At 43.2% G+C, this 22,427-nt stretch carries 15 protein-coding genes; 8 read left to right on the top strand and 7 right to left on the bottom strand.

Annotated features, from left to right (window positions below; all coding sequences use genetic code 11):
* Window positions 1–144: 144 nt before the first annotated feature.
* From V5804_RS16110 to V5804_RS16100, 3 genes are all read right to left on the bottom strand, one after another.
* Window positions 145–1,140 (bottom strand): zinc-binding alcohol dehydrogenase family protein, encoded by a 996-nt coding sequence (locus V5804_RS16110; RefSeq protein ID WP_369592429.1) that lies wholly within the window; start codon window positions 1,138–1,140, stop codon window positions 145–147.
* A 74-nt stretch (window positions 1,141–1,214) separates the two neighbouring features.
* Window positions 1,215–1,826: a superoxide dismutase gene (locus V5804_RS16105; protein ID WP_369592428.1), complete on the bottom strand. Its 612-nt coding sequence runs from the start codon at window positions 1,824–1,826 to the stop codon at window positions 1,215–1,217.
* 151 nt (window positions 1,827–1,977) lie between these two features.
* Window positions 1,978–2,454: a nucleoside deaminase gene (locus V5804_RS16100; protein WP_369592427.1), complete on the bottom strand. Its 477-nt coding sequence runs from the start codon at window positions 2,452–2,454 to the stop codon at window positions 1,978–1,980.
* Between the two features lie 439 nt (window positions 2,455–2,893).
* Here V5804_RS16100 and V5804_RS16095 point away from each other — a divergent pair, with 439 nt between their 5' ends.
* Entirely contained in the window at window positions 2,894–4,078 is a 1,185-nt protein-coding gene (locus V5804_RS16095) for a class I SAM-dependent rRNA methyltransferase (protein WP_369592426.1), read from the top strand.
* Between the two features lie 103 nt (window positions 4,079–4,181).
* Here V5804_RS16095 and V5804_RS16090 read toward each other — a convergent pair whose 3' ends face one another.
* Window positions 4,182–4,949 carry a TerC family protein gene (locus V5804_RS16090; protein WP_369592425.1) on the bottom strand — a complete coding sequence of 256 codons (768 nt, stop codon included), beginning with the start codon at window positions 4,947–4,949 and terminating at the stop codon, window positions 4,182–4,184.
* Window positions 4,950–5,053: 104 nt separating this feature from the next.
* Here V5804_RS16090 and V5804_RS16085 point away from each other — a divergent pair, with 104 nt between their 5' ends.
* The 6 genes from V5804_RS16085 to V5804_RS16060 all read left to right on the top strand — a co-directional run bounded on the left by V5804_RS16085 (window position 5,054) and on the right by V5804_RS16060 (window position 14,334).
* Window positions 5,054–5,203, top strand: a complete 150-nt coding sequence (locus V5804_RS16085; RefSeq protein ID WP_369592424.1) for a hypothetical protein — start codon at window positions 5,054–5,056, stop codon at window positions 5,201–5,203.
* Window positions 5,204–5,325: 122 nt separating this feature from the next.
* Window positions 5,326–7,437: a carboxy terminal-processing peptidase gene (locus V5804_RS16080; protein WP_369592423.1), complete on the top strand. Its 2,112-nt coding sequence runs from the start codon at window positions 5,326–5,328 to the stop codon at window positions 7,435–7,437.
* A 244-nt stretch (window positions 7,438–7,681) separates the two neighbouring features.
* Complete coding sequence (locus tag V5804_RS16075; RefSeq protein ID WP_369592422.1) at window positions 7,682–8,851, top strand: ligase-associated DNA damage response exonuclease; 1,170 nt, start codon at window positions 7,682–7,684, stop codon at window positions 8,849–8,851.
* A complete protein-coding gene (locus tag V5804_RS16070) occupies window positions 8,848–10,458 on the top strand; it encodes an ATP-dependent DNA ligase (RefSeq protein ID WP_369592421.1) in 1,611 nt (536 codons plus the stop codon). Before V5804_RS16075 ends, V5804_RS16070 begins: the two co-directional genes overlap by 4 nt.
* Window positions 10,459–10,702: 244 nt before the next feature.
* Entirely contained in the window at window positions 10,703–11,227 is a 525-nt protein-coding gene (locus V5804_RS16065; RefSeq protein WP_369592420.1) for a DUF6252 family protein, read from the top strand.
* 26 nt (window positions 11,228–11,253) lie between these two features.
* On the top strand, window positions 11,254–14,334 hold the full coding sequence (locus V5804_RS16060; protein WP_369592419.1) for a T9SS type A sorting domain-containing protein: 3,081 nt from the start codon (window positions 11,254–11,256) through the stop codon (window positions 14,332–14,334).
* Between the two features lie 48 nt (window positions 14,335–14,382).
* On the opposite strand, the gene V5804_RS16055 is transcribed toward V5804_RS16060, so the two are convergent.
* A complete protein-coding gene (locus V5804_RS16055; RefSeq protein WP_369592418.1) occupies window positions 14,383–15,921 on the bottom strand; it encodes a glycoside hydrolase family 10 protein in 1,539 nt (512 codons plus the stop codon).
* 473 nt (window positions 15,922–16,394) lie between these two features.
* Here V5804_RS16055 and V5804_RS16050 point away from each other — a divergent pair, with 473 nt between their 5' ends.
* Window positions 16,395–17,330 carry a hypothetical protein gene (locus V5804_RS16050; protein WP_369592417.1) on the top strand — a complete coding sequence of 312 codons (936 nt, stop codon included), beginning with the start codon at window positions 16,395–16,397 and terminating at the stop codon, window positions 17,328–17,330.
* 424 nt (window positions 17,331–17,754) lie between these two features.
* Here the strand turns inward: V5804_RS16050 and V5804_RS16045 are convergent, their stop codons facing one another.
* Together V5804_RS16045 and fabD are read right to left on the bottom strand one after the other, a co-directional pair.
* Window positions 17,755–21,489: an ATP-binding protein gene (locus tag V5804_RS16045; RefSeq protein WP_369592416.1), complete on the bottom strand. Its 3,735-nt coding sequence runs from the start codon at window positions 21,487–21,489 to the stop codon at window positions 17,755–17,757.
* A 55-nt stretch (window positions 21,490–21,544) separates the two neighbouring features.
* Complete coding sequence (gene fabD / locus V5804_RS16040) at window positions 21,545–22,426, bottom strand: ACP S-malonyltransferase (RefSeq protein WP_369592415.1); 882 nt, start codon at window positions 22,424–22,426, stop codon at window positions 21,545–21,547.
* Between the last annotated feature and the right edge of the window lies 1 nt (window position 22,427).

Raw genomic sequence — 22,427 nt, 5'->3', positions numbered from 1 at the left:
GTAAAAGAAGCATCAACCTGAAATGACAAACAAAAAGCGCACCGGTATAAAAGCTGGTACTGTTTTTACACCATGACCCATTAACTATGAACCTTTTCAAAAGTATAAAACCCGATACTGTTTTTACCGGCATAAAATCAGCCATCAATTCCGCAATACAATCTTACCGAACTGGGCCGAATCATCCATTTTTCTGATTGCCTTTTCTGCTTCGGCCATCGGGAAAACTTCATCCACAACCGGTACAATTTGGTGTTGGTTGATGAGTTCGAGCATCGCTTTAAAATCTTCTTGTGTGCCCATCGTCGTTCCTAAAATGCTGATTTGTTTCCAAAAAATAACGCGCGCATTTAAAGCGGGCAAATTTCCGGCTGTTCCGCCAAAAAACACAATCCGCGCACCGGGATTACACAGATCAAGCAGCGGTGCAAACCCTTCGCCCAAAGCACTGTCAATAATCACATCAAAACCACCGGCCAAATGCTTTAACTGGTCGGCCCAATCCTGCGCTTTGTAATTGACACCGGCAGCAGCGCCTAATTTTTTTGCCGCATCAATTTTTTCTCCCGAACCGGAAGTTACAAAAACCTGGCAACCGGCGGCAACGGCAAACTGCAAGGCAAAAGAACCCGTCCCCGCACCTACGCCAACGATCAATACCTTATCGCCCTTTTTAGCTTTTCCTTTGGTAAACAAAGCACGGTAAGCCGTTAAACCAGCCAGCGGAATGGCAGCCGCCTGCTCCCAGGTTAAATGCGAAGGTTTCGGGTACAAATATTCGGCACCGGTTTTTACAAATTCTGCAAAAGCCCCGTCATCCGGCAAACCTAAAATTTTAAATTCTTTTTGCTGAAACTCCGGATGATCGCCCCAATTGTTTCCCGGGTTGATGATCACTTCTTTCCCGATCCAAGTTTGATCAACATCCGGCCCAACTTCGGCAACAATCCCCGAACCATCAGAACCTAAAATTGAGGGATATTTAATGCCGGCGTATTGTCCTTTGGTAATCCACCAGTCGCGGCGGTTTAAAGCGGCGGCTTTAATTTGCACCAAAACTTCGCCAGCTTGCAGCGTTGGCTTTTCAATATCTTTCCAAACCAGCGGCTGATCGGCGGCTTCTAAAACAATTGCTTTCATAATTGATAAAATAAAAAACCGGCCGGATGTTTATCCAAGCCGGTTTCACTGATTTTTATGCGATAAAAAAAGTATTAAGCCATTGCTTTTTTATACAATTCGTTCACCTGGTTCCAGTTTACTACGTTCCAAAAAGCGGCTATGTAATCCGGCCTTCTGTTCTGATATTTCAGGTAGTAAGCGTGTTCCCAAACATCCATTCCTAAAATTGGCGTGCCTTTCACTTCAGCAATATCCATTAACGGATTATCCTGGTTTGGTGTAGAACTAATTTGCAGTTTTTTATCCGCACCAACAGTTAACCAAGCCCAGCCAGAACCAAAACGGGTTGCACCGGCTTCGGCAAATTTGGTTTTAAAATCGGCAAAAGAACCGAAAGCAGAATTAATGGCAGTTGCTAATTCTCCGCTTGGCTCGCCGCCGCCGTTTGGCGAAAGCCAAGTCCAGAACATCGTGTGGTTGTAATGGCCGCCGCCATTGTTGCGCACCGCAGGCGGAAATTTAGAAATGTTTTTGATGATATCTTCAATCGGACTGTTTGCTTCCGGTTTGCCTTCCAAAGCTTTGTTCAGGTTGGTTACGTAAGCCTGGTGATGTTTGCCGTGGTGGATTTCCATCGTCATTTTATCAATGTGCGGTTCTAATGCGTCGGTGGCGTAAGGTAACGCCGGTAATACAAATGCCATATCGGTTAATTTAAGGGTGAAAGAATCTGATTGGTACAAACCTAAATAATTTTTTTGCCGGTACTGTTTTTACTGGCAATAAAATGAATTTGAGGTGAGATTGACAACCTGAAATACAAAGCGGCAAGGCACGGATTTGTTCTGTTGCTGCTTAATTTTTAATCCGTTTTTGTTTGAAAAACGACCGCACCAGTTCCGAACATTCATTTTCCAAAATGCCGCCGGTAACTACAGTTTTTGGGTGCGTAATTTTTTGGTTGATACGGCCAAAACCACGCTGAGGATCGTAAGCGCCAAAAACAATTTTTCCGATCTGGAACCAATATGTGGCACCGGCACACATCACGCAAGGTTCCATCGTAACGTAAAGCGTGCAGTTTTGCAGGTATTTGCCACCCATTGCGTTTGCGGCTGCCGTCAGCGCCTGCATTTCGGCATGGGCAGAAACATCGTTCAAACGCTCGGTTAAATTGTGTCCGCGGCCAATGACCTGTCCTTCACAAACCACAATGGCACCGATCGGGATTTCATCTTCTTTTAAAGCTGCTTTAGCTTCCTGCAAAGCCAGTTGCATATAAAAATCATCCGGCGAAACCACGGGGTCATCGGTAAAACTATAATATCTCATCTTGATTTTTGGGTGGTAAAAACAGTATTTTAAAGCGAATCTAAAGGTTTATTAAAATTTTAAAGGCGTTTTGTTTTATCTTTAAGTATTAAATTTAAAGCAATGAAAACGTTAAAGGTTAGCATTCCCGAAAAAGAAGTACAAAATTTATCTCTCAGGGAATTGCTTTTAAATAACTTCATAGTAGGTTTCGGCTAAAGCCGTTTTTCGTCCCTTTGCTACCGTCCCATAAATGGGACGGCAATGAATACCTTTAGCCGTCCTAAACTGGCTCAATCCTTAACTCATTCATTGCCGTTGGCTTCAGCCAACGGTTAAATAGGCAGCAGCAGGCCAGGCTTCAGCCAAAAAATTTGCGCAAATTTTTAAAAGCGATTTACCTGGCCTTTCTCCTTTCCACCCTTCACCTTTCACCTTCAAACCCTACCTTTGCCCTTCCATGAACGAAGTATTTTTAAAAAAAGGCAAAGAAAAAGCAGTATTGCAACGCCATCCCTGGGTTTTTTCGGGCGCGGTTGAACGCGTAAAAGGCAAACCGGAAAACGGCGAAATTGTAAGGTTATCAGACAGCAAAGGCAGTTTCCTGGCTTATGGCTTTTACAACAACCAATCGCGCGTGGCGGTGCGTTTGCTGGAGTGGAACGATGCTGTTTTTATCAATGAAAATTGGTGGAGAAAACGTATTGCAAACGCTGTTAATAACCGAAAAACTATTTTAAACGAACAAACCAATACCTGCCGTTTAATTTTTAGCGAAGCCGATTTTTTGCCGGGCTTAATTGTGGATAAATATGCCGATCATCTTTCGGTCCAAATCCTTACCTCCGGGATGGAAAAAGTAAAGGAAATTTGGATTGATGAACTGCAAAAACAGCTTCAGCCAAAAAGTATTTTCGACCGCAGCGATGCCACTTCGCGCTCGCACGAAGGTTTGGCAGCTTCTTTTGGTTTGCTTTACGGAGAAAACCCTCCGGATTTTGTGGAAGTTGTAGAGAATGGAATTAAGTATGAAATAAGCATCGCAGAAGGGCAAAAATCCGGCTTTTACTGCGACCAGCGAGATAACCGGCGTTTGGTTGCGGCACATGCTTCGGGAAAAAAAGTGCTTGATTGCTTTAGTTACACCGGCGGTTTCAGTTTAAATTGTTTGCAGCAGGGTGCGGATTTAGTTACCGGCGTGGACAGTTCTGCTTTGGCGATTGAGACTTTACAGAAAAACATCAAACTCAATAATTTTGATGCTAAAAGAAGCATTGCCATACAATCCGATGTGAACAAGCAGTTGCGCAAGTTTCGGGAAGAAGATGAAAAGTTTGATTTGATCATCCTCGACCCGCCAAAGTATGCGCCTTCGCGTTCGGCTTTGGACCGTGCTTCGCGTGCTTATAAAGATTTAAACCGGTTGGCGATGTTGCTGCTGAACAAAGGCGGGCTGTTGGCCACCTATTCCTGTTCCGGCGCGATGGACATGCCAACTTTTAAACAAATTTTGGCCTGGGCCGCGCTGGATGCCGGCAAAGAAGTGCAGTTTATCGGCCAGTTGGTGCAGCCGGAAGACCATCCGATCCGTTCTTCTTTCCCCGAAGGAGAATATTTAAAAGGGCTGCTTTGCCGGGTGAGTTAAGTTTTGGTTTTTGTCATGCCGAACTTGTTTCGGCATCCCACAAGCAAGGTTTGTTAATTTCATGAGAGATCCTGAAACAAGTTCAGGATGACAAATACTTCTTTTACACTACTTTTTCCAGTTTTTTCTTTTTCGATTTCGAGCGTAGCCGTAAATTTAGCATCTCTACCAAAATAGAAAAACCCATGGCAAAATACAGGTAGCCTTTCGGGATGTGCTGGTCAAAACCTTCGGCCAGCAAGGAGAAACCGATCAACAATAAAAACGACAAGGCCAGCATTTTTACGGTTGGGTGCGTATTGACAAAATTTCCCACACTGCCTGATGCCCACATCATGATTCCAACGGAAATGACCACGGCAGCAATCATCACTTCGATATGGCTGGCAATACCAACGGCGGTGATGACAGAATCCAGCGAAAAAACAATGTCCAGCAGCACAATCTGCACAATGGTTGACCAAAAAGGTTTCGGTTTTACGTTGTCTTCGTCGTCCTCATCGCCTTCAAATTTTTCATGGATCTCGCTGGTGCTTTTATAGATCAGGAACAAGCCGCCCACGATCAAAATTAAATCATGGCCGGAAATAGCGAGTTTTTCTACCCAATCCGGATCAGTGATCCCAAAAACGCCGGAAAGGTTGAACAGCGGTTTGGTCAGGCTCATGATCCAGGTGAGCGAAAGCAGCAGCAAAATCCGCGTAAACATCGCCAAAAACAAACCCAGCCTGCGGCCTTTGTTTTGCTGCTCGGCCGGCAGTTTCCCGGAAAGGATAGAGATAAAAATGATATTGTCAATCCCTAAAACAATTTCTAAAATGGTTAGCGTAATCAGCGATATCCAGGCTTCGGGTTGGGTCAAAAATTCCATATTGCAAAAATGCTTCTTTTACCGGCATAAAATCAACAAAGAAATTCGTTATTATTTTGCCGCAACTATACCTTAATGTTTGTTTTAAACGTTTAAAAACCAGTTTGCTAATTGTTACAGATGCCATCCACCCTGCTTTACGCACCAGTTTCGGTTTGCCAGGCTGCGTGCTTTATACTGTTTTTGCCGGCATAAAAGAAGCATGGCGTAATGATTTGGTTTACAGGCTTTGGCTTAAAAACAATTCATTGTAATATTGTTATCATTAACACAGACAGCCGTTTTGACTGTCTTTTTTTTGTTTTAAATTAGCAAACTGTATTTACCAAATAGACGAATGCCTGCTGGAGAATTTAATTTAATGCGTATAAAAAACATGTTCAAAAAGTTATATATGATGGCTATCCTGGGCGCTTCGGTTGCCTGCCACGCCACGCCCGGAACGCCGATAAAAGTAGCAGGCTCTAAAAACATAGAGCCCGACGAACAACAGGCCATTGTTTGTAAGGAAGTAACCGAAATGATTACCAATTACAACTACAAAAAAATCAAGCTGAACGATTCGATCTCAACTGTGATCTACAACCGCTACCTGAAAGCGCTGGACGAAAACCACAATTATTTGCTGGCTTCGGATGTGAAGGATTTTGACCAGTATAAAACGCAATTGGACGATGATTTGCAGAACGGCGAATTGAACCACGTGTTCTACATCTTTAATGTTTATCAAAAACGGTACAACGAAAGGATTAAATATTCGCTGGCACAATTGGGCAAAAACTACGATTTTAACCAGCAGGAAAGCTTTACGTTTGACCGCGAAAACCTGCCCTGGTTTTCGACGGCAAGCGACCTGAACAAGTTTTGGGACAAGCGTGTGAAATACGATCTGCTGAACCTGAATTTGGCCACGCCGGATATCAACAAAGACAAAGAAATCTTAAAAAAGCGTTACGAAAACCTGATCACACAATCGGACAAGCTGAACAACCAGGACGTTTTCCAGATTTTTATGGATGCCTTTACCGAATCCATTGACCCGCATACCAACTATTTTAACCCTTCCAATGCGGCACAGTTTAACATTCAAATGTCTAAAACTTTGGAAGGCATCGGGGCATCGTTGCAATTTGAAAACGAGTACATCACCATTAAAGCCATTGTAAAAGGCGGCCCGGCCGAACGCAGCAAACAGTTGATGGTTGATGACCGCATTATTGGTGTGGCGCAAGGCAAAACCGGCGAGTTCCAGGATATTATTGGTTGGAGGATTGACAATGCGATTAATTTGATCCGCGGGCCAAAAGGAACTGTTGTCCGCTTAAAAATCCTTTCTAAAGGAAAAACCGCCACTAACGCAAAAATTGTTGAAATGGTGCGCGAAAAAATTGTGGTGGAAGACCAATTGGCGAGCAAAGAAATAAGGACTTACGACCAAAACGGCAAAAAACTGAAGATCGGGATCATTACCGTTCCGGGATTTTATTTAGACTACAAAGCTTACCAGGCCGGCGACAAAAACTACCGCAGCGTAAGCCGGGACGTTAAAGTAATTTTAGACAGCCTGAAAGCGCAAAAAGTAGATGGCGTAGTGCTTGACCTTCGCCAAAACGGCGGTGGTTCTTTGCCCGAAGCGATACAATTAACCGGTCTGTTTATCAAAACCGGCCCGGTTGTACAGGTTCGGGACATTAAAAACCGGATTGAGCAGGATACAGACGACGACCCTTCCATCGCCTGGACTGGCCCTATGGCCGTACTGGTTGACCGTTTCAGCGCTTCGGCTTCCGAAATTTTTGCCGCTGCCATTCAGGATTACGGCCGCGGTTTAATTGTTGGAACACAAACTTATGGCAAAGGCACCGTACAATCCGCCATTGATTTAGACCGGGTTATTGGTAATTCTTTCTCCAAATTACTGGCCAATGTAAAAGGAAAGTCAGAAAGTTTAAAAACAGACGGACAACCCGTTGGTTATGGTCAAATCAACCTCACCATTGCCAAATTTTACCGCATCAATGGTAGTTCTACCCAGCATAAAGGTGTAGTGCCGGATATCCAGTTTCCGTCGGCCATTCCATTGGATAAATACGGTGAAGATACCGAGCCTTCTGCCCTGCCTTTTGATATGATCCAAAAAAGCAGTTATACCACCTACGGAAGTTTTACGTCCGTAATCCCGCAGTTGAAAACGCAGCACGATACACGGATGCAAAGCAACGTAAACTACAAAAACCTGCTGGAAGATATTGCCGAATACAAAAAACGCGATGCCGAAAAAACAGTTACGCTAAACGAACCAGCGTTGAAAAAGCAACACGAAGAAGACGATGCAAAATCATTGGCACATGATAACGCACGCAGAGCGGCACTTGGCTTAAAACCTTTGGCCAAAGGCGAAAAACAGGCGAAAGACAAGGATGCCGACTTCCTAAAAATAGAAGCCGGGCAAATCCTGACAGATTACATCGGGTTAAAAAAACCATAATTTTTACCAAAACCTCCGGCCAAAACCCGGAGGTTTTTTGTTTCAAACCAAATTAGGGCTTGTTTAAATTTATGTCAAAAAAATTTACAATGCTTCTTTTATGGCTATAAAATTGGTGCCTGAATTATATACCAATGCAAAAAGCATGGAGGTTTGATGTTTTTTAAGGTGGTAAAAGAAGCATAGAAATTAAATCGAACAAAATTTAAACAGGCTCTTACGGCTTTGCTGCTTATCTTTGGATATGGCAAAGCAGCTCCTCCAGTTTACCGATAACGGTATTTTTTGTGCTCAAGGCAATTTCTACATTGACCCGTGGCGGCCTGTTGATGATGCCGTGCTTACCCATGCCCACGCCGACCATGCCCGAACCGGAAGCAAAAGATACCTGGCGCACGAGCTTTCCCATGAAATTTTAAAATACCGTTTAGGCGCTGATATTTCTTTGCAAACCATTCCTTATGGCGAAACAGTTTATAAAAACGGCGTGCAGATTTCGCTTTTTCCGGCCGGGCATATCATTGGTTCGGCGCAGGTTCGGGTAGAATATCAGGGCGAAGTTTGGGTGGTTTCGGGAGATTACAAAGTGGAAGATGACGGTATCTCCACACCTTTTGAACCGGTGAAATGCCACCATTTTATTTCAGAATGCACTTTTGGGATGCCGGTTTACCAGTGGAAACCGCAGCAATTGATTTTTAACGAAATCAACCGTTGGTGGGAAAAGAATATTGAAGAAGGCAAGGCAACCATCATCGCCGGCTATTCGCTGGGTAAAGCGCAGCGTATTTTATGCAACCTTGACCTTTCGCTCGGTACTGTTTTTACCCATGGCGTGATCGAAAACACCAATGACGCTTTGCGCCACAACGGAATTGATTTGCCAAAAACAGTACGCATCACACCGGAAATCCCGAAGGAAGAAATAAAAAAAGGCATAGTTTTGCTGCCGCCTTCCGCAGTTGGCAGCAACTGGATGCGCAAACTGGCACCTTTTGAATTTGGTTTTTGTTCCGGCTGGATGAATGTGCGCGGCGCCAAAAAACGCCGTGCCGCCGATCGTGGTTTTGTACTTTCTGACCATGCTGATTGGGACGGTTTGATTGCTGCCATTGATGCAACCGGCTGCGAATCGGTGTACCTCACCCACGGTTATACGGCTTCTTTTTCCAGGTATTTACGGGAAATTGGTTTTGATGCGCACGAAGTCCACACCTTGTACGGCGATGATGAAAGTGAGGGCGAAGTTCCGTCTGAAGATTTAGGAGCGGGGAGCGGGGAAAATGAGAGCGGAAAAGCCGGGAGCGCAAAAGGATCAGACACCAAAAAAACAGGTGTAAAAGAAGCATCCGCAGAAAACGAAACTATTGCAACATTTGGTGAAGCCGAAGCCAATCAACCCGAATCCTTATGAAACATTTTGCCGCCTTGTTCGCCGCCCTCGACGAAACCAACAAAACCAACGAAAAGGTAAATGCCATTAAAGCTTACTTTTTAACCGTAAGCGATGCCGACAAAATGCACATGCTGGCTTTGTTTAGTGGCCGAAAACCCAAGCGGCAGATCAACTCGACTTTGGTAAAAAACTGGGCGATTGAACTGGCCAACATTCCGGTCTGGCTGTTTGAGGAAAGTTACCAAGTGGTTGGCGATCTGGCCGAAACCATTTCGCTGCTGCTGCCCGAAAGCAACAATACTTCCAACAAAAGCCTGACCGAATGGATTGCCGAAATCAACGCTTTAAACAAGCTGGACGAAGCCGAACGCAAGTTGTGGCTCACCGAATCTTGGGCTTCGTTAACGCGGCAGGAACGCTTTGTTTTTAATAAATTATTGACCAGCAGTTTCCGAGTTGGTGTTTCGCAAAGCCTGGTGGTCAAAGCGCTGGCCGATATTTCCAAGCTCGATGCCGCAACTTTAACGCACCGCATTATGGGCAACTGGGACCCTGAAGTTTATACTTTTGCGCAATTGATGGAAGAACAAGGCGCGCTGGACGATCTGTCGCGCCCGTATCCATTTTTTCTGGCTTACCCGATCCAGGAAACTTCCGAAAAACAGAAATCGCCGGAGGAAATGCAAACCGCCTTGGGCAACGCCGGCGAGTGGCAGGCCGAGTGGAAATGGGACGGCATCCGCGCGCAATTGATCCACCGAAAAAGCGAGATTTTTATCTGGAGCCGCGGCGAAGATTTGGCAACGGAGAAGTTCCCGGAACTGCATCCGTTCATTCAAGCTTTACCAGACGGAACGGTTTTAGACGGCGAATTGCTTACTTTCCGTGATGAGCAACCGCTTCCGTTTAATCTGCTGCAAACTCGCATCGGACGGAAAAACCTCACCAAAAAAATCCTGGAAGAAAACCCGGTTGCTTTTATTGCTTATGATTGTTTGGAAGTTGGCGGCGAAGATATCCGTACCAAAACACAAACCGAGCGCCGGGAAATTTTGGATCAATTGCAGCGCAATACTTCTTTTAGCACTATATTTCGGGTCTCGCCTTTGATCAGTTTCGGTTCCTGGGAAGAATTGGCGGAGATCCGAAAAAATTCTCGCGAAATGGTTGCCGAAGGAATTATGCTGAAACGGAAAAACGCCATGTACCAGGTTGGCCGCAAACGCGGCGACTGGTGGAAATGGAAAATTGACCCGCTTTCGGTGGATGCCGTGATGATTTACGCCCAAAAAGGCCACGGCCGCCGCGCTGATCTTTATACGGATTACACCTTCGCCGTTTGGGACGGCGATCGTTTAGTGCCTTTTGCCAAAGCTTATTCCGGTTTAACCGACCAGGAAATTGGCAAAGTGGATGCTTTTGTAAAACGCAACACGCTCGAAAAATTTGGTCCCGTGCGCACCGTAAAACCCGAACTGGTTTTTGAAATCGGTTTTGAAGGCATCAACCAGTCTTCGCGGCATAAATCGGGCATTGCCTTGCGTTTCCCTCGTATTTTGCGCTGGCGGCATGATAAGAAAAAAGAGGAAGCGGATACGCTGGAAAGTTTGAGGAGTTTGTTGTGATGAAGGTTGGGCTGATGCTTCTTTTATCGGTGTTTTTTTAAGTACCAACAACTATTAAAACTGGGAAATAGCTTTTTTAAAAAATTAGTTTGTCTTTATCAAAATAATTTTTATAATTTTATTGTAACAATTATTATACTTAATAACGCTTTTCTGATTTCCTAAAATTACCAAAAGCCACCTGCTACTTCTAACGTATAAAATTTTCTTTTTGTTGTTGCTCATAGTTTTATAAAAAATGCTTATGAAAACACTGCCTTACCTGTTTAAGAAACCGCTTAAAACGCTTTCCTTATTTTCTTTACTATGCTTTCTGCTTTTTACAAACATGAAATGCAAAAAGTATTTCCCCGAACCCGGCCCGGAAACCCTTCCTGCCGAAACTCAAACTGGTACCCGTACATTTGGCTGCTTGGTTGATGGAAAAGTTTGGTTGCCTAAAGGGAATTTTCCTTACTCTTCACTAAGTACAACGATTCAATATGACATATTGAATCTACAAGCTAGAAGAGGTAATGAAGGTATCAATATATCAATAAGCAAATTGACTTCAACGGGAGATTATGATTTAACACAGAGCAAGAATTTTATTGTGTATGCGGTAAATGATGTTCTTTATCAATGTACCCAAGGTTCTTTAACGATCACCAGATACGATAAGACAAACAAAATTCTTTCGGGCCGTTTTTCATTTATCGGGCAAGATACTGTTAGTAAAAAAACTGTGTCTGTAACAGATGGCAGGCTTGATGTAACTTTTACAAATTAATCTTGCTTATTAACTTAACAACTTTTATGAAAAAACTACTACTTTTTTCCCTGCTTGGATTGTTATTCAACAGGAATTTACAGGCACAGGAAACACCGGATGATTTTTCTAACCGCGTGAAAAGCATTTTCCAATATGTAAATACAAGCCCGGTCAATACAGGTATTTTGTTGGACTGCGGTGTGGATTTTTTAAACTTGGATAATTTTAACGGTACTACACTTGTAGACAGCAACTTTGTAAGTATGCGGGAATGGCGCAGTATTTACGGCAGCCTGTTGACTTCACAGTTTAACAACCAGGTAAGCTTTACTTCGTTTCCAGCTTTTAACAGTACGCTGAATAGCTATGTTGGCAGTACACAGCCAACGCCTTTTGCCTTTTTGTATTATAACTACCAGGTACTAAGGAGTGATGCCATAAATGCCGGGCTGATGTATGCCAGCAACGATCAGTTGTATGATGTGGCCAACCGTAGTCAAAGTCCTTATGTAACCAAAACAGCATTTGCCATAGCCCCTCAAAAAGATTATTTTACTGCAGTTGGCGGATCGGTAAGCTTTGTTTTCCCTACTGCCCTGATGTTTGGCAATACCGGTAAAAGTATAAGTCAGCTTAAAATTAATTTAGATGATGGAAATGGCTTGAGAAATGTAGCCATCGGTTCCGCATTTACAGCTACATACAGCACCGGGGGCTTAAAAAACGTAACTTACGAAGTTACATTCAACGACTATACCGTTCTAACTTCGCATAGTAAAATTTATATTGAAAAAGTAGCTGAGGATTATTACGCACCTGGTGGAGGTGATTATTCCGAGCAATTTCATGCCAGGACTAATGTTGATTTAGTGGCAAATACTTCAAACGGAACTAAACGGGCTACATTACAAATACGACTAAGTAATAACCATGCAAACGATGACATTTTAAAACCTTTAATCGTAGTAGAAGGAATAGATTTTTGGAGAATTACCGGTAGCCCTGATTTTACGGTTAATCAATTTCTATTAAATTTGGCTGTTAATCAATTTCCAAACAACGATCTCTTAAGCAACCAGATAGATATTGCAGGTTACGACATCATCTTTGTAAATTTTGATGAAGGTACTGCTGCCCTTGAAGATAACGCACAATTGGTGCAGCAGGCCATAACTTGGGTAAACAACAATAAAACCGGCACAACCCAAAATGTGGTGATGGGCTTGAGTATGGGCTGTGTCCTATCCCGGTATGTTTTGCGCACAATGGAAATAAATGGGATACCTCATAACACGAGGTTGTTTGTTAGTATGGACGGCCCGCATCAGGGTGGCAATTTTCCGCTAAGCCTGCAAGCATTAGTTAAAAATATTAATACTGCCAGTTTAAGTATCTTTCAAGGTGCTTTTTCTCTTCAGCTAAGGGATATGTTCCCGGAAGTGGCCATTGCTAATAGTATTTTAAATACGCCTGCAGCAAAACAATTGTTAATTTACAGAATTGGCGATGGCAATAATTTGCCTATTGATAATACAATACACGATAATTTTTACAGTACTTACCATGCACTCGGTATGCCGTCCTGCCGTAACATTGCTATAAGTAACGGTTCTGAATGCGGAACAACCCAAAACTATCCGCCTTTGACCACTTTGTTTGAGATGAAAATGGAAAAGCAAGCTCCAGGAGGTTTAGCAAATATCTTTGATTTTTTTACTACAGCTTATCAAGTTGCGTTTGGACTTTTTACGAATAGGCCTTTAATAGGATTGGGTTCACTGCTGGGAACCTTTTCGACAAAGACAAGTTTTGTAGTAGATTTCCAGGCCAAAGCACTGCCCGATCATTCCACTCAACAGATTTATAAAGGTTTTGTAGGAGTAAAAAGAAAAATTTTGTTCCTATTTACTGTTAATTCATCCATTACAAACCGAACTGTAAATGCACAGTCATATATGCTTCCTTTGGATACTGCTCCTGGTGGCTTGGCAAGTTTCGCTGGAGGTGGTGGTATTGGTTTGCCATCAGGGTTATCAGATATTATTAAAGTAAGCAGCGTTTGTTTTGTGCCTACAGTAAGCGCATTGGACATTGGTTCGGGTAATTCAACCATTAATACATCGCAACTGAATAGTGCTTATAGTATCGACAGTCCGCCTGCCAATCCTTACAATACCCCTTTTAACAATTTTGTTACCGCTGTACGTTATAATGAAGAACACTTGACTTTTGGGCCACGAAATGGAGATTTTATATTGAAAGAGTTAAATAGCACTACAACCGGTTTTGGTAGTTGTGCTTTGTTCTGTAATACAAATTTAATTACAGGTTCGCCAAGTATATGTTCTACCGCTAATTACTATATTAACAGTCTACCTGCAAATGCATCCGTTAGTTGGACAGCAAGCCCATCAAATGCTGTAAGCATTACCCAATCTAATAATGTTGCAACAGTAACACCGCAAGGCAATGCGTCAATTACCCTTACTGCTTTGGTAAAAAGCGCTTGTGGTGATATCCCAATTGTAAAACCAGTTGTTGTTTCGTCTTCTCCAACCATAACATCTATAAACTACTATCAAAGTGGTTCTTGCTACAATGGCTCTCAAACCTGGTATTTACAAGCTACACCAAGTTCTGCTGGCGCAACCAATTGGCATTGGTATGTAGATAACCCTTCATCCGGAACTTTTTATATTCAAAGTCCAAATTCTCAAAGTACCTATATAACTGTGCGTGGCGGCGGAGGTGTTTCTGTAACTTATACAGATCAATGTGGCAATACTTCAACCAGAAGTGGAGTAACAATTTACAGCCCTTGCGGTACAGGAAGCAGTATAGCATCTTATCCAAACCCGGCAGACCAGGAAATGACGGTTAGTTACCAAACTACATCCAGTCCCAATCAGGCTGCAACATCTGATGCCGACACGCAAAGCAAACCAATAAATAGTTTTAGTGTAGAACTGTACAACGATAAAGGCAAGGTTTTAAAATCAGGCAAAAGCAGTAACGGCAAAGGCGTGGTTTTAAATACGGCCGACATCCAAAACGGCAATTACTTTTTGCATGTAAAGGATGGCAAAGAGGTAATCAAAAAGCAAGTGGTAATCCATCATCCGTAAACCTATACCAAATTATAGGTGGTAAAAGAAGCATGCTGTTTTTACCACCTATAAACTGTTGGCCGGAACAGAAACCACAGCCGTGTTGGATGGATAGCTTTCGTTCTTCAACCGGTCTAAAGCGGTAACTACGTACTGGTAATTTTTACCGGCTTCCACAGTCGGGTCGTCAAAAGTGCGCTGCTGGGTGTATGCAATGTTCAAAATATGCTTCGGATCGGCCAGGTTGATGGCTTCATGCTGGTCGAAACGGTAAACCACATAACCATAAGCCGTGTTACCATCACTGGCGGTCAAAGGCAGTTGCCATTGCAGGTTGATTGTTTTTCCGGTTATTTTGGCTACGAGTTCGCGCGGGATATTTGGCGAAACGGCATCGCGCCAAAGCATCACTGGCGGCAAAGCCGGGTAACGGTAAAAATCAGTTTTCAGACTGTCGGTAAAACCCAGCAGGTTGCGCTGCAAAGATTTGGAACTGAAATAAACGCTGCCCTGCACGCGCGGGTTTTCCCGGTCGTAACGGAGCTGCCGCGGCATTTGCGTGCTTTCTTTCCAACTGGCGCTCATCCGTTCGTTGATCCGATAGGCGGCCATTCCGATATACAAATGCCGGCCGTAGGTGTTGTTGCTCCACCAGTCCACCAGTTTTTCGTAGGCGGCAGCGCGGTTGTTAAAAGGCCAGTAAAGTTGCGGGTTGATGTAGTCCAGCCATCCTTGTTTAATCCATTTGCGCGAATCGGCAAACTGCTCGTAATAAGACGAACCGCCGCCAGTTTCGGAACCTTCAGGGTTTTGGCGCACATTTGCCCAGATACCAAACGGACTGATGCCAAATTTCACAAAGTTTTTATGGTGATGGATACTGTCGCTCAGGGCATGGATCAACGTATCCACATTGTGTCGGCGCCAATCTTTAATATCGGTAAAACCATCGGCATGGTCGGCAAAAGTTTGGGCATCGTCAATAGACTGCCCGGAAATTGGGTACGGATAAAAGTAATCGTCCAGATGCACACCGTCAATGTCGTAGTTGTCCACCACATCCAAAATCACTTTGATAATGTATTCGCGTACTTCGGGCAAACCGGGGTTAAACAATTTCCGGCCGGCATAAGTAAAAAACCATTCGGGCTTTTGCTTGGTGATGTGGTCATCGCTGATGCCTTTTGGACTGGCCGAAAAAGTAGCCCGGTAAGGGTTAAACCAGGCGTGCAGTTCCATGCCGCGCTGGTGCGCTTCGGTGATGGCAAATTCTAAAGGGTCGTAAATGGGGTTGGGCGCTTTGCCTTGTTTCCCGGTCAGCCATTGCGACCACGGCTCGCGGCTTTTGGCGTACAAAGCATCGGCAGCAGGCCGCACCTGAAACATCACGGCGTTGATGCCGGTTTGATGATGGGCGCTTAAAATATCCAGCAGTTCCTGTTTTTGCTGCTGCGAAGTGGCTTTGCTGTTGCTTGGCCAGTCAATATTGGCAACGGTAGCAACCCAAACGCCCCGAAATTCCCTTTTGGGCTGCGGCAATACTTGCGCCTGCACATATCCAACCGCCATCAGCAACAGCAATACTGTTTTTATACCTCTAAACATCAAACTAATATTAAAAATGGCAAAGATAGTTAAACTCGGTACAAAGCATTTTATTGGCACAAAAAATTTAATTTGGATAAAAATGCAGCGTTTGCTTAAAAATTACTTTACAGGTTTCAATGCTTCTTTTACCCTATAAAATTTGGCAACCGCTTGGTTTTGGTTTATTTAAATTGATCAGGCCACCTAATTTTATAGGGTAAAAGAAGCATCGGCATTTCGTGTATAAATTTTAACAGGCCATTACCAACAAGCTTAAAAAAACCTGTCCCGGTTTATTTTACGTACTTTTTTTTACCGATTAAAACGTGAATATCCTATCTTCGGTTGTGTATTTTTTTGTTAGAGATACAATATACCATCAGAAATGATAGTTTTAACCCATACAAAAGTTACAGCAAACAGCAATTTTAACCAATATTACCATTAAAAACCGAACCTAAAAAACGTATTCACCTATTTAAACCTTAAACATGGACAATCAAAACCCACAAACGCCTGCCAACAAATCCAACTTAGTTTACTTTCTGATCGTTGTTGTGCTGGCGTTGCTTGGCACCAATGCTTACCTGTATTTTCAGAAAAATAAATCGGAAGAAAGATTGATCACCCAAAGTGTGGACGACAACAAAGTTTTGGTAAGTACACAAACCCGTTTAAAATCGTCTTTAGACAGTTTAACCACGCAGCTTGACTCTGCCAACAGCGGAAAACACCGCATTTCGCAGGCATTGCAGGCAAAAGACGAGCAGTTGAAAGCCAAGATCACGCAATTGAGAAAAGCTTTGGCCAGCGGGCAATTGACTGTGGCCCAGTTAAATTCGGCCAAAGAAGACATTAAACAACTGCGCTATTTTGTTACCAAATACACCGCTGATATTGAAGAGTTGAAACAGCAAAACGTGGCTTTAACCACCGAGCGCGATACCTTAAAAACCAACCTCGCTACGGTTAACCAAAAAGCGACCACGCTGCAACAGCAAAACCAGGATTTAAGCACGAAAGTAAAAACGGCGGCTGCGATCAAAACATCTTCTGTAGCAATTACGGCTTATAAAATTAAACACAGCGGAAAAGAAGTGGACGTAACGCGTGCTTCTACGGCCAAAAAAATCAAGATCAATTTTACGGTTACCACCAATGAACTTGCAGAAAAAGGTTTCCATGATATTTACTTGCGGGTGATTGACCCGACCGGAAACTTAGTTACTACGCCGGAATCAAACACTTTTAACATTAATGGGCAAGACCTGCAATACACTTACAAAAGCGCTATTGATTTTAAAAACGATGGCAGCGGCTACGCGATTGACTGGGTAAACCCGGCGGAGTTTCAAAAAGGGACGTATTCCGTTGTGCTGTATGCCGATGGCTATCAAATGGGAAAATCTTCTTTTAGTTTAAGATAAACTTAACCGACAAATAATTAAAAAAAGGGAATTTAGTTTCCCTTTTTTTATGCCATAAAAGAAGCATTGTGTTTGACGGGAACTTGTTAATTAAATTTTTATGGTGTTTAAACTTTTAACTGCCATCATGCTATTATTTGTTTGCTTTGATAAAAGGACACACCCCTTGCCCCTCTCAAGAGGGGAACCTGCAAACGCTGCCTTTCTAAACGTTAAAAAGGTAGGCGCCATATTTCCCCTCTCGAGAGGGGTTAGGGGTGTGTTTCGGATTTATAGTTGATCTTTCATTGGGATCAGGAATAATAACAATACTTCTTTTACCACATAAAATTTTGTATTTGCAACAGGATTTTCTAAAAAAACGCAGAAAGCTTTACTGTTTTTTAGGTGATAAAAGAAGCATGGTAAATAAACCGGCCTAAATTTAAACCGTTGGCAAAGAGGCCGATGGAAAAAGCAGGTGAAATGTTGTGCCGACATTGATCTCGGTTTCAAACCAAATTTTGCCGCCCGTATTTTCGATGGCGCTTTTGATAAAAGCCAAACCCAAACCTGTGCCAGAGCTTTTGGTGGTAAAATTAGGCTGAAAAATATTGTCGCGGATTTTTTCGGGGATGCCGCTGCCGTTGTCTTTTACATCAATCAGGATATGCTCTTTGGTGGTTTGATAAGTAATGGCGATGATGCCCGGCTGGCCGTCTGACATCGCTTCGATACCGTTTTTAAGCAGGTTGTTAAAGCAGCGCAGCAATTGGTCTTTATCTACACGCACCAGGTACAAATCCGGCGAAGGCGTATAATCAATGCGGAGGTTATCACTTTGGTTAAAAACGTTGACCGCCCTGGAAATAATATCAAAAATATTGACCACTTCGGGCTTGGTATCGGGCAGTTTTGCAAAATCTGAAAACTCGGTTGCAATGCGCGACAAACTTTCAATCTGCTCGATAAAAGAAAGGCTGAACCGCTGGAACTTGACATCGAACTTCGGGTCTTTGTCTTTCCAGGCTTTGCTGAGCAATTGCAAGCCCAGTTTTAAAGGGGTAAGCGGGTTTTTGATTTCGTGCGCTACCTGTTTGGCCATTTCGCGCCAGGCATTTTCCCGTTCGGATTTGGCCAGCCGGTTTGCGCTCAGCTCCAAAGAAGCAATCATTTTGTTGTATTCTTTGATCAATGAACCAATTTCGTCGTTCCTTTTCCAGTTGATCGGTTCGGTTTTTCGGCCATACATCGTGTTGCTTAAGCCCTGCTGGATCAAAGTAAGCGGGTTGGTAATTTTTTTGGCGATAAAAACAGCAAACAAACCAATGGCCACCAGCACTAAAGCATAGGCATTGATCATGGAGTTAACAAAATAACCGATACGGTTTTTATACTCTACCTCGTTGTCAAAATAAGGCAGTTGCAAAAAATTGACCACATTGTTTTCCGAGTTACGGATGGGCATATAAGCAGATTTGAACTTGAATTTGCCGATCTCTTCTTCGTTCAAAAACTCTGATTTTTGCAAGCGCTTCATGTTGATGTAGGCAACGGCATTCATCCGCCGGCCCAGCAGGCCATAATCGTACAACTGCGGCCGGGTGTACAAAACGGGCACGCCGCAGGTATCATAAATCATCATATCAGCCGAATAAGTTTCGGCAAAAGCATTGAAACGCATTTCCAGGTCTTCGCGGTCTTTGGTGTTGCCGTCCATCATCTGGCTTTCGTAATCATTGGCAATACGCTTTATTTTTTCGTGGTTGATGTCGTCCTGCTGTTTTTGGTACTGCTTGCTAAAAGTGACCATGGTAACCAAACCAATAATCAACAAGGTAAAAACAACCGAAGTAACCATGGATATCTGGATCCGCGTTTTATAAAGCAGGTTGTTGGCGGCCACATTCAAACTCCACCACAAATGGTTGAAGTTGAAGCCTTGAATTTTGCTGAAAAACCAGTACAAGGCCACCACAATAAGCGAAAACACCAGAAAGACCACAAAGAAAAATATAAAAGTAGACAGGCTATTGCTCCAGGTTGTGTCTTCCAGGCTTACCACAACCAGTTTTCGCTCGGTAGGCTGATAAATTAAATGATTGTAATGGCTGTAGTCCTCGCTGGTAGTTTCCAAGGTGGTATAACTTTTCAGCCTACCTTTAAACTGTGTATTGTGCAGGTTGTACTCAAACTTCCCGTTCTGGCTCACCAATTTATTATCGTTGTAAAAAGCGTACGAATAATTTTTATAATCGTTTTGCTGCTTCAACTTTTCATCAACCAGCAAAGGCGGAAAAGAAGCACCGCTTTCTAAAACTTTGGATTTTAAATCAACCACCAGCGTCCCAAAAACTTCGTGGCTGGCTTTGATGGGGATAAGCGCAAAATATCTCCGCTCGCCAAAAGCATCTGCAGCGCGATAAAAGTAATTGGTGTTATCTACTTTCAACGAACCAAAAAACACCTGGCTTTTAAAAACATCCAATTCGTAATCCTGCTGGCCTGAAATGTTATGGCTTTGATGATCGTACGCATACATTTTGAAGTTGTATTTGGAAAGATAATCGTCGAAATAAAGTTTTCGTAATTGGTTTTTCAGATAAACCTCGTTTCGGTTGGGGTTGGTTACATAACGCAACAAATCAGGGTCGTTAACAAGCCTGCTTTCGATATTTCTGAAAATGTATTCGGCATTGGAATCAACAGAATTGACCAACTGGTGTACTACGGCTTTGCGCTGGTCTCGTTCCAGCTTTTCCTGTATCCGCGAAAGCTGATTGGTGGCCACAACTGATGAAACAGCCAGGACCAGGATAAAAGCGATGGCAGGCATTTCGCCATTTTCATAAAAAACATTGTAAGCACGCCAGGCAACAGCAGCGGCCCACAACAAATAATACCAGGTAAAATATTGATAATGCCACCAATGCCAGCCGGTAGCCAGCAAAATTATACCGATAAAAACAGCAAGTTTATCGCGGTCGGTAATGTTAAGTTTTGCACAAATGCTGATACAGGTTTCGCTGATTAGGTAAAAAATAAGATAAGACAGGCACAACATCACGGTGCCAATAAAATTATAAGCGGTCAGGTTTAACAGGTTATCAATATCAAACTGGATTTGGGAATCAATGGTAATCCCATAAAACAAATTGGAAAAAGTGACGGACAAACCTACCAGCAGCAGGCCCATCAGCACTAAAATCAGGTAACTTTTGACTTTGTTGACAACGGGTTTTGCCAGTAGGCCACGATGATTGGACAAAAAAATGGCAAACCAGGTAGCAAACAGGATCAAAAACGCAATATTTTTAATAGAATAGAACGAACGATAGCTTTTTTGAAACTGTACCAGCGAAACCCGGGAACCCGATGGCAAAGTTTCCAGTACATGCAAAAAGAAGATGGCGCCGGTACACAGCACCACAAATAAAAGCGCCAGCAAAACAGCCGTTTTACGATAACCTTTATCCGCAATGTAACCGCACAAATTGTAAACCAGCACAAAAAGCACCGTGATGCTCAACAGCCATAAAATACCTTCGGCAGAAGCAAAATTGCCTGAAGCAGGACGGCCGGGCTTAAGCTTGACGGCAAACAAAGGCACATTGTGCAAACTGTTTATTTTGAACGCCTGCTTATCCTGCAAAGATGCAAGGGCAAGGTAATCATTGTTTAAAAGCTGGGGCGAGAAATGGTCAACCAGGTATTGGTTTTGATAACTGTATGCTGTTTTTACCGGTATAAAAAAGAGCACCGAAAAATTGCCTTCTGTTTTTTTGACCAATTCATAATAGCCGTTTTTTTCGCTGATAAAAGAAGTACCGTTTTGATAGGCCGAAGAATTATCCGGAACGATGCGGATGCTGCTCCAAAAATCAAGCTTGTTGTTTTTATAAGTGCAGAAGTAGATTTTTTTTGTAGCCGATAAATTCTTGATCAGTTTTAAAGCTTCCTTTTCATCCTGATTAATGTTTTTAAGGCTGGCAAAGTTGGCCGGGCTGTTTAAAAAATCTTCAACAAAAGCTTCGTTTTCGTTGAGGTTTTTTTGCAGCGTAAGGGCCGAACTTTTAAGCAGATTGTCTGCATTGTAAGAGGTTTTTACGGTCAAAGCCGTAAAAAAAAGGCTTATGCACAGCACAACCAACAACAAGCGCACTTTAACAGATGTATCCAAAGCAATGATTAAACCTGTATAAAAGTAGTATTAATTTTAGCCAGGTTAAAAAAATTTATATCCAGGCATGTGCTGTTGCCGCATTGCGGTCAACCTTTTTAACTAAGCCTTGCAAAACATTTCCCGGCCCGGTTTCTATAAACTGGGTAGCACCATCTTGGATCATTCGTTGCATGGTTTGCGTCCAGCGCACGGCACCGGTCAACTGTTTGTTTAAGTTGATTCTGATCGTATCCGGATATGTGGTTGGTTGGGCGTTTACGTTTTGATAAACCGGGCAAACAGGCACTTTAATCGTTGTGTTTAAAATAGCGGCTTCCAATTCTACGCGTGCCAGTTCCATCAACGGAGAATGAAATGCGCCGCCCACATTTAACGGCAAAACGCGCTTTGCTCCTGCTGCTTTTAATTTTTCACTGGCTTCCTGCACACCTTCTATTGTACCGGAAATAACCAATTGGCCTGGACAGTTATAATTAGCCGGGACAACTACGCGCGTTACCTGGTGGCAAATATCTTCCACCGTAAAATCATCCAAACCCAAAACTGCCGCCATGGTTGATGGTTGCAGTTCGCAGGCGTGTTGCATGGCATTGGCACGCGCCGCAACCAAACGTAATCCGTCTTCAAAATCAATCGCCCCTGCTGCAACCAAAGCCGAAAATTCGCCCAAAGAATGGCCGGCAACCATTTTCGGTTCAAAAGTACTGCCCAAAGTTTTGGCCAGGATAACCGAATGTAAAAAGATAGCCGGTTGCGTAACTTTGGTTTGTTTCAAATCTTCTTCCGTCCCGTTAAACATGATGTCCGTAATGCGGAAACCTAAAATTTCGTTGGCGCGTTCAAATAATTCCCGGGCTTCTTCGTGCTTTTCGTACAAACCGGTTGCCATTCCGGTAAACTGTGCGCCCTGGCCCGGAAATAAATATGCTTTCATA

This window comes from Mucilaginibacter sp., assembly GCF_041088075.1.
GTDB lineage: Bacteria > Bacteroidota > Bacteroidia > Sphingobacteriales > Sphingobacteriaceae > Mucilaginibacter_A.
Note: the sequence above shows the minus strand (reverse complement) of the source record. Positions and strands in the feature narration are given on the sequence as shown.

Bases quoted from the DNA above. Each gene is read 5' to 3' on its own strand.
- V5804_RS16060 (WP_369592419.1), top strand. From the start codon at position 11,254: ATGAAAAAACTACTACTTTTTTCCCTGCTTGGATTGTTATTCAACAGG.
- V5804_RS16095 (WP_369592426.1), top strand. From the start codon at position 2,894: ATGAACGAAGTATTTTTAAAAAAAGGCAAAGAAAAAGCAGTATTGCAA.
- V5804_RS16055 (WP_369592418.1), bottom strand. From the start codon at position 15,921: ATGTTTAGAGGTATAAAAACAGTATTGCTGTTGCTGATGGCGGTTGGA.
- V5804_RS16100 (WP_369592427.1), bottom strand. From the start codon at position 2,454: ATGAGATATTATAGTTTTACCGATGACCCCGTGGTTTCGCCGGATGAT.
- V5804_RS16080 (WP_369592423.1), top strand. From the start codon at position 5,326: ATGTTCAAAAAGTTATATATGATGGCTATCCTGGGCGCTTCGGTTGCC.
- fabD (WP_369592415.1), bottom strand. From the start codon at position 22,426: ATGAAAGCATATTTATTTCCGGGCCAGGGCGCACAGTTTACCGGAATG.
- V5804_RS16050 (WP_369592417.1), top strand. From the start codon at position 16,395: ATGGACAATCAAAACCCACAAACGCCTGCCAACAAATCCAACTTAGTT.
- V5804_RS16075 (WP_369592422.1), top strand. From the start codon at position 7,682: ATGGCAAAGCAGCTCCTCCAGTTTACCGATAACGGTATTTTTTGTGCT.
- V5804_RS16105 (WP_369592428.1), bottom strand. From the start codon at position 1,826: ATGGCATTTGTATTACCGGCGTTACCTTACGCCACCGACGCATTAGAA.
- V5804_RS16070 (WP_369592421.1), top strand. From the start codon at position 8,848: ATGAAACATTTTGCCGCCTTGTTCGCCGCCCTCGACGAAACCAACAAA.
- V5804_RS16065 (WP_369592420.1), top strand. From the start codon at position 10,703: ATGAAAACACTGCCTTACCTGTTTAAGAAACCGCTTAAAACGCTTTCC.
- V5804_RS16110 (WP_369592429.1), bottom strand. From the start codon at position 1,140: ATGAAAGCAATTGTTTTAGAAGCCGCCGATCAGCCGCTGGTTTGGAAA.
- V5804_RS16090 (WP_369592425.1), bottom strand. From the start codon at position 4,949: ATGGAATTTTTGACCCAACCCGAAGCCTGGATATCGCTGATTACGCTA.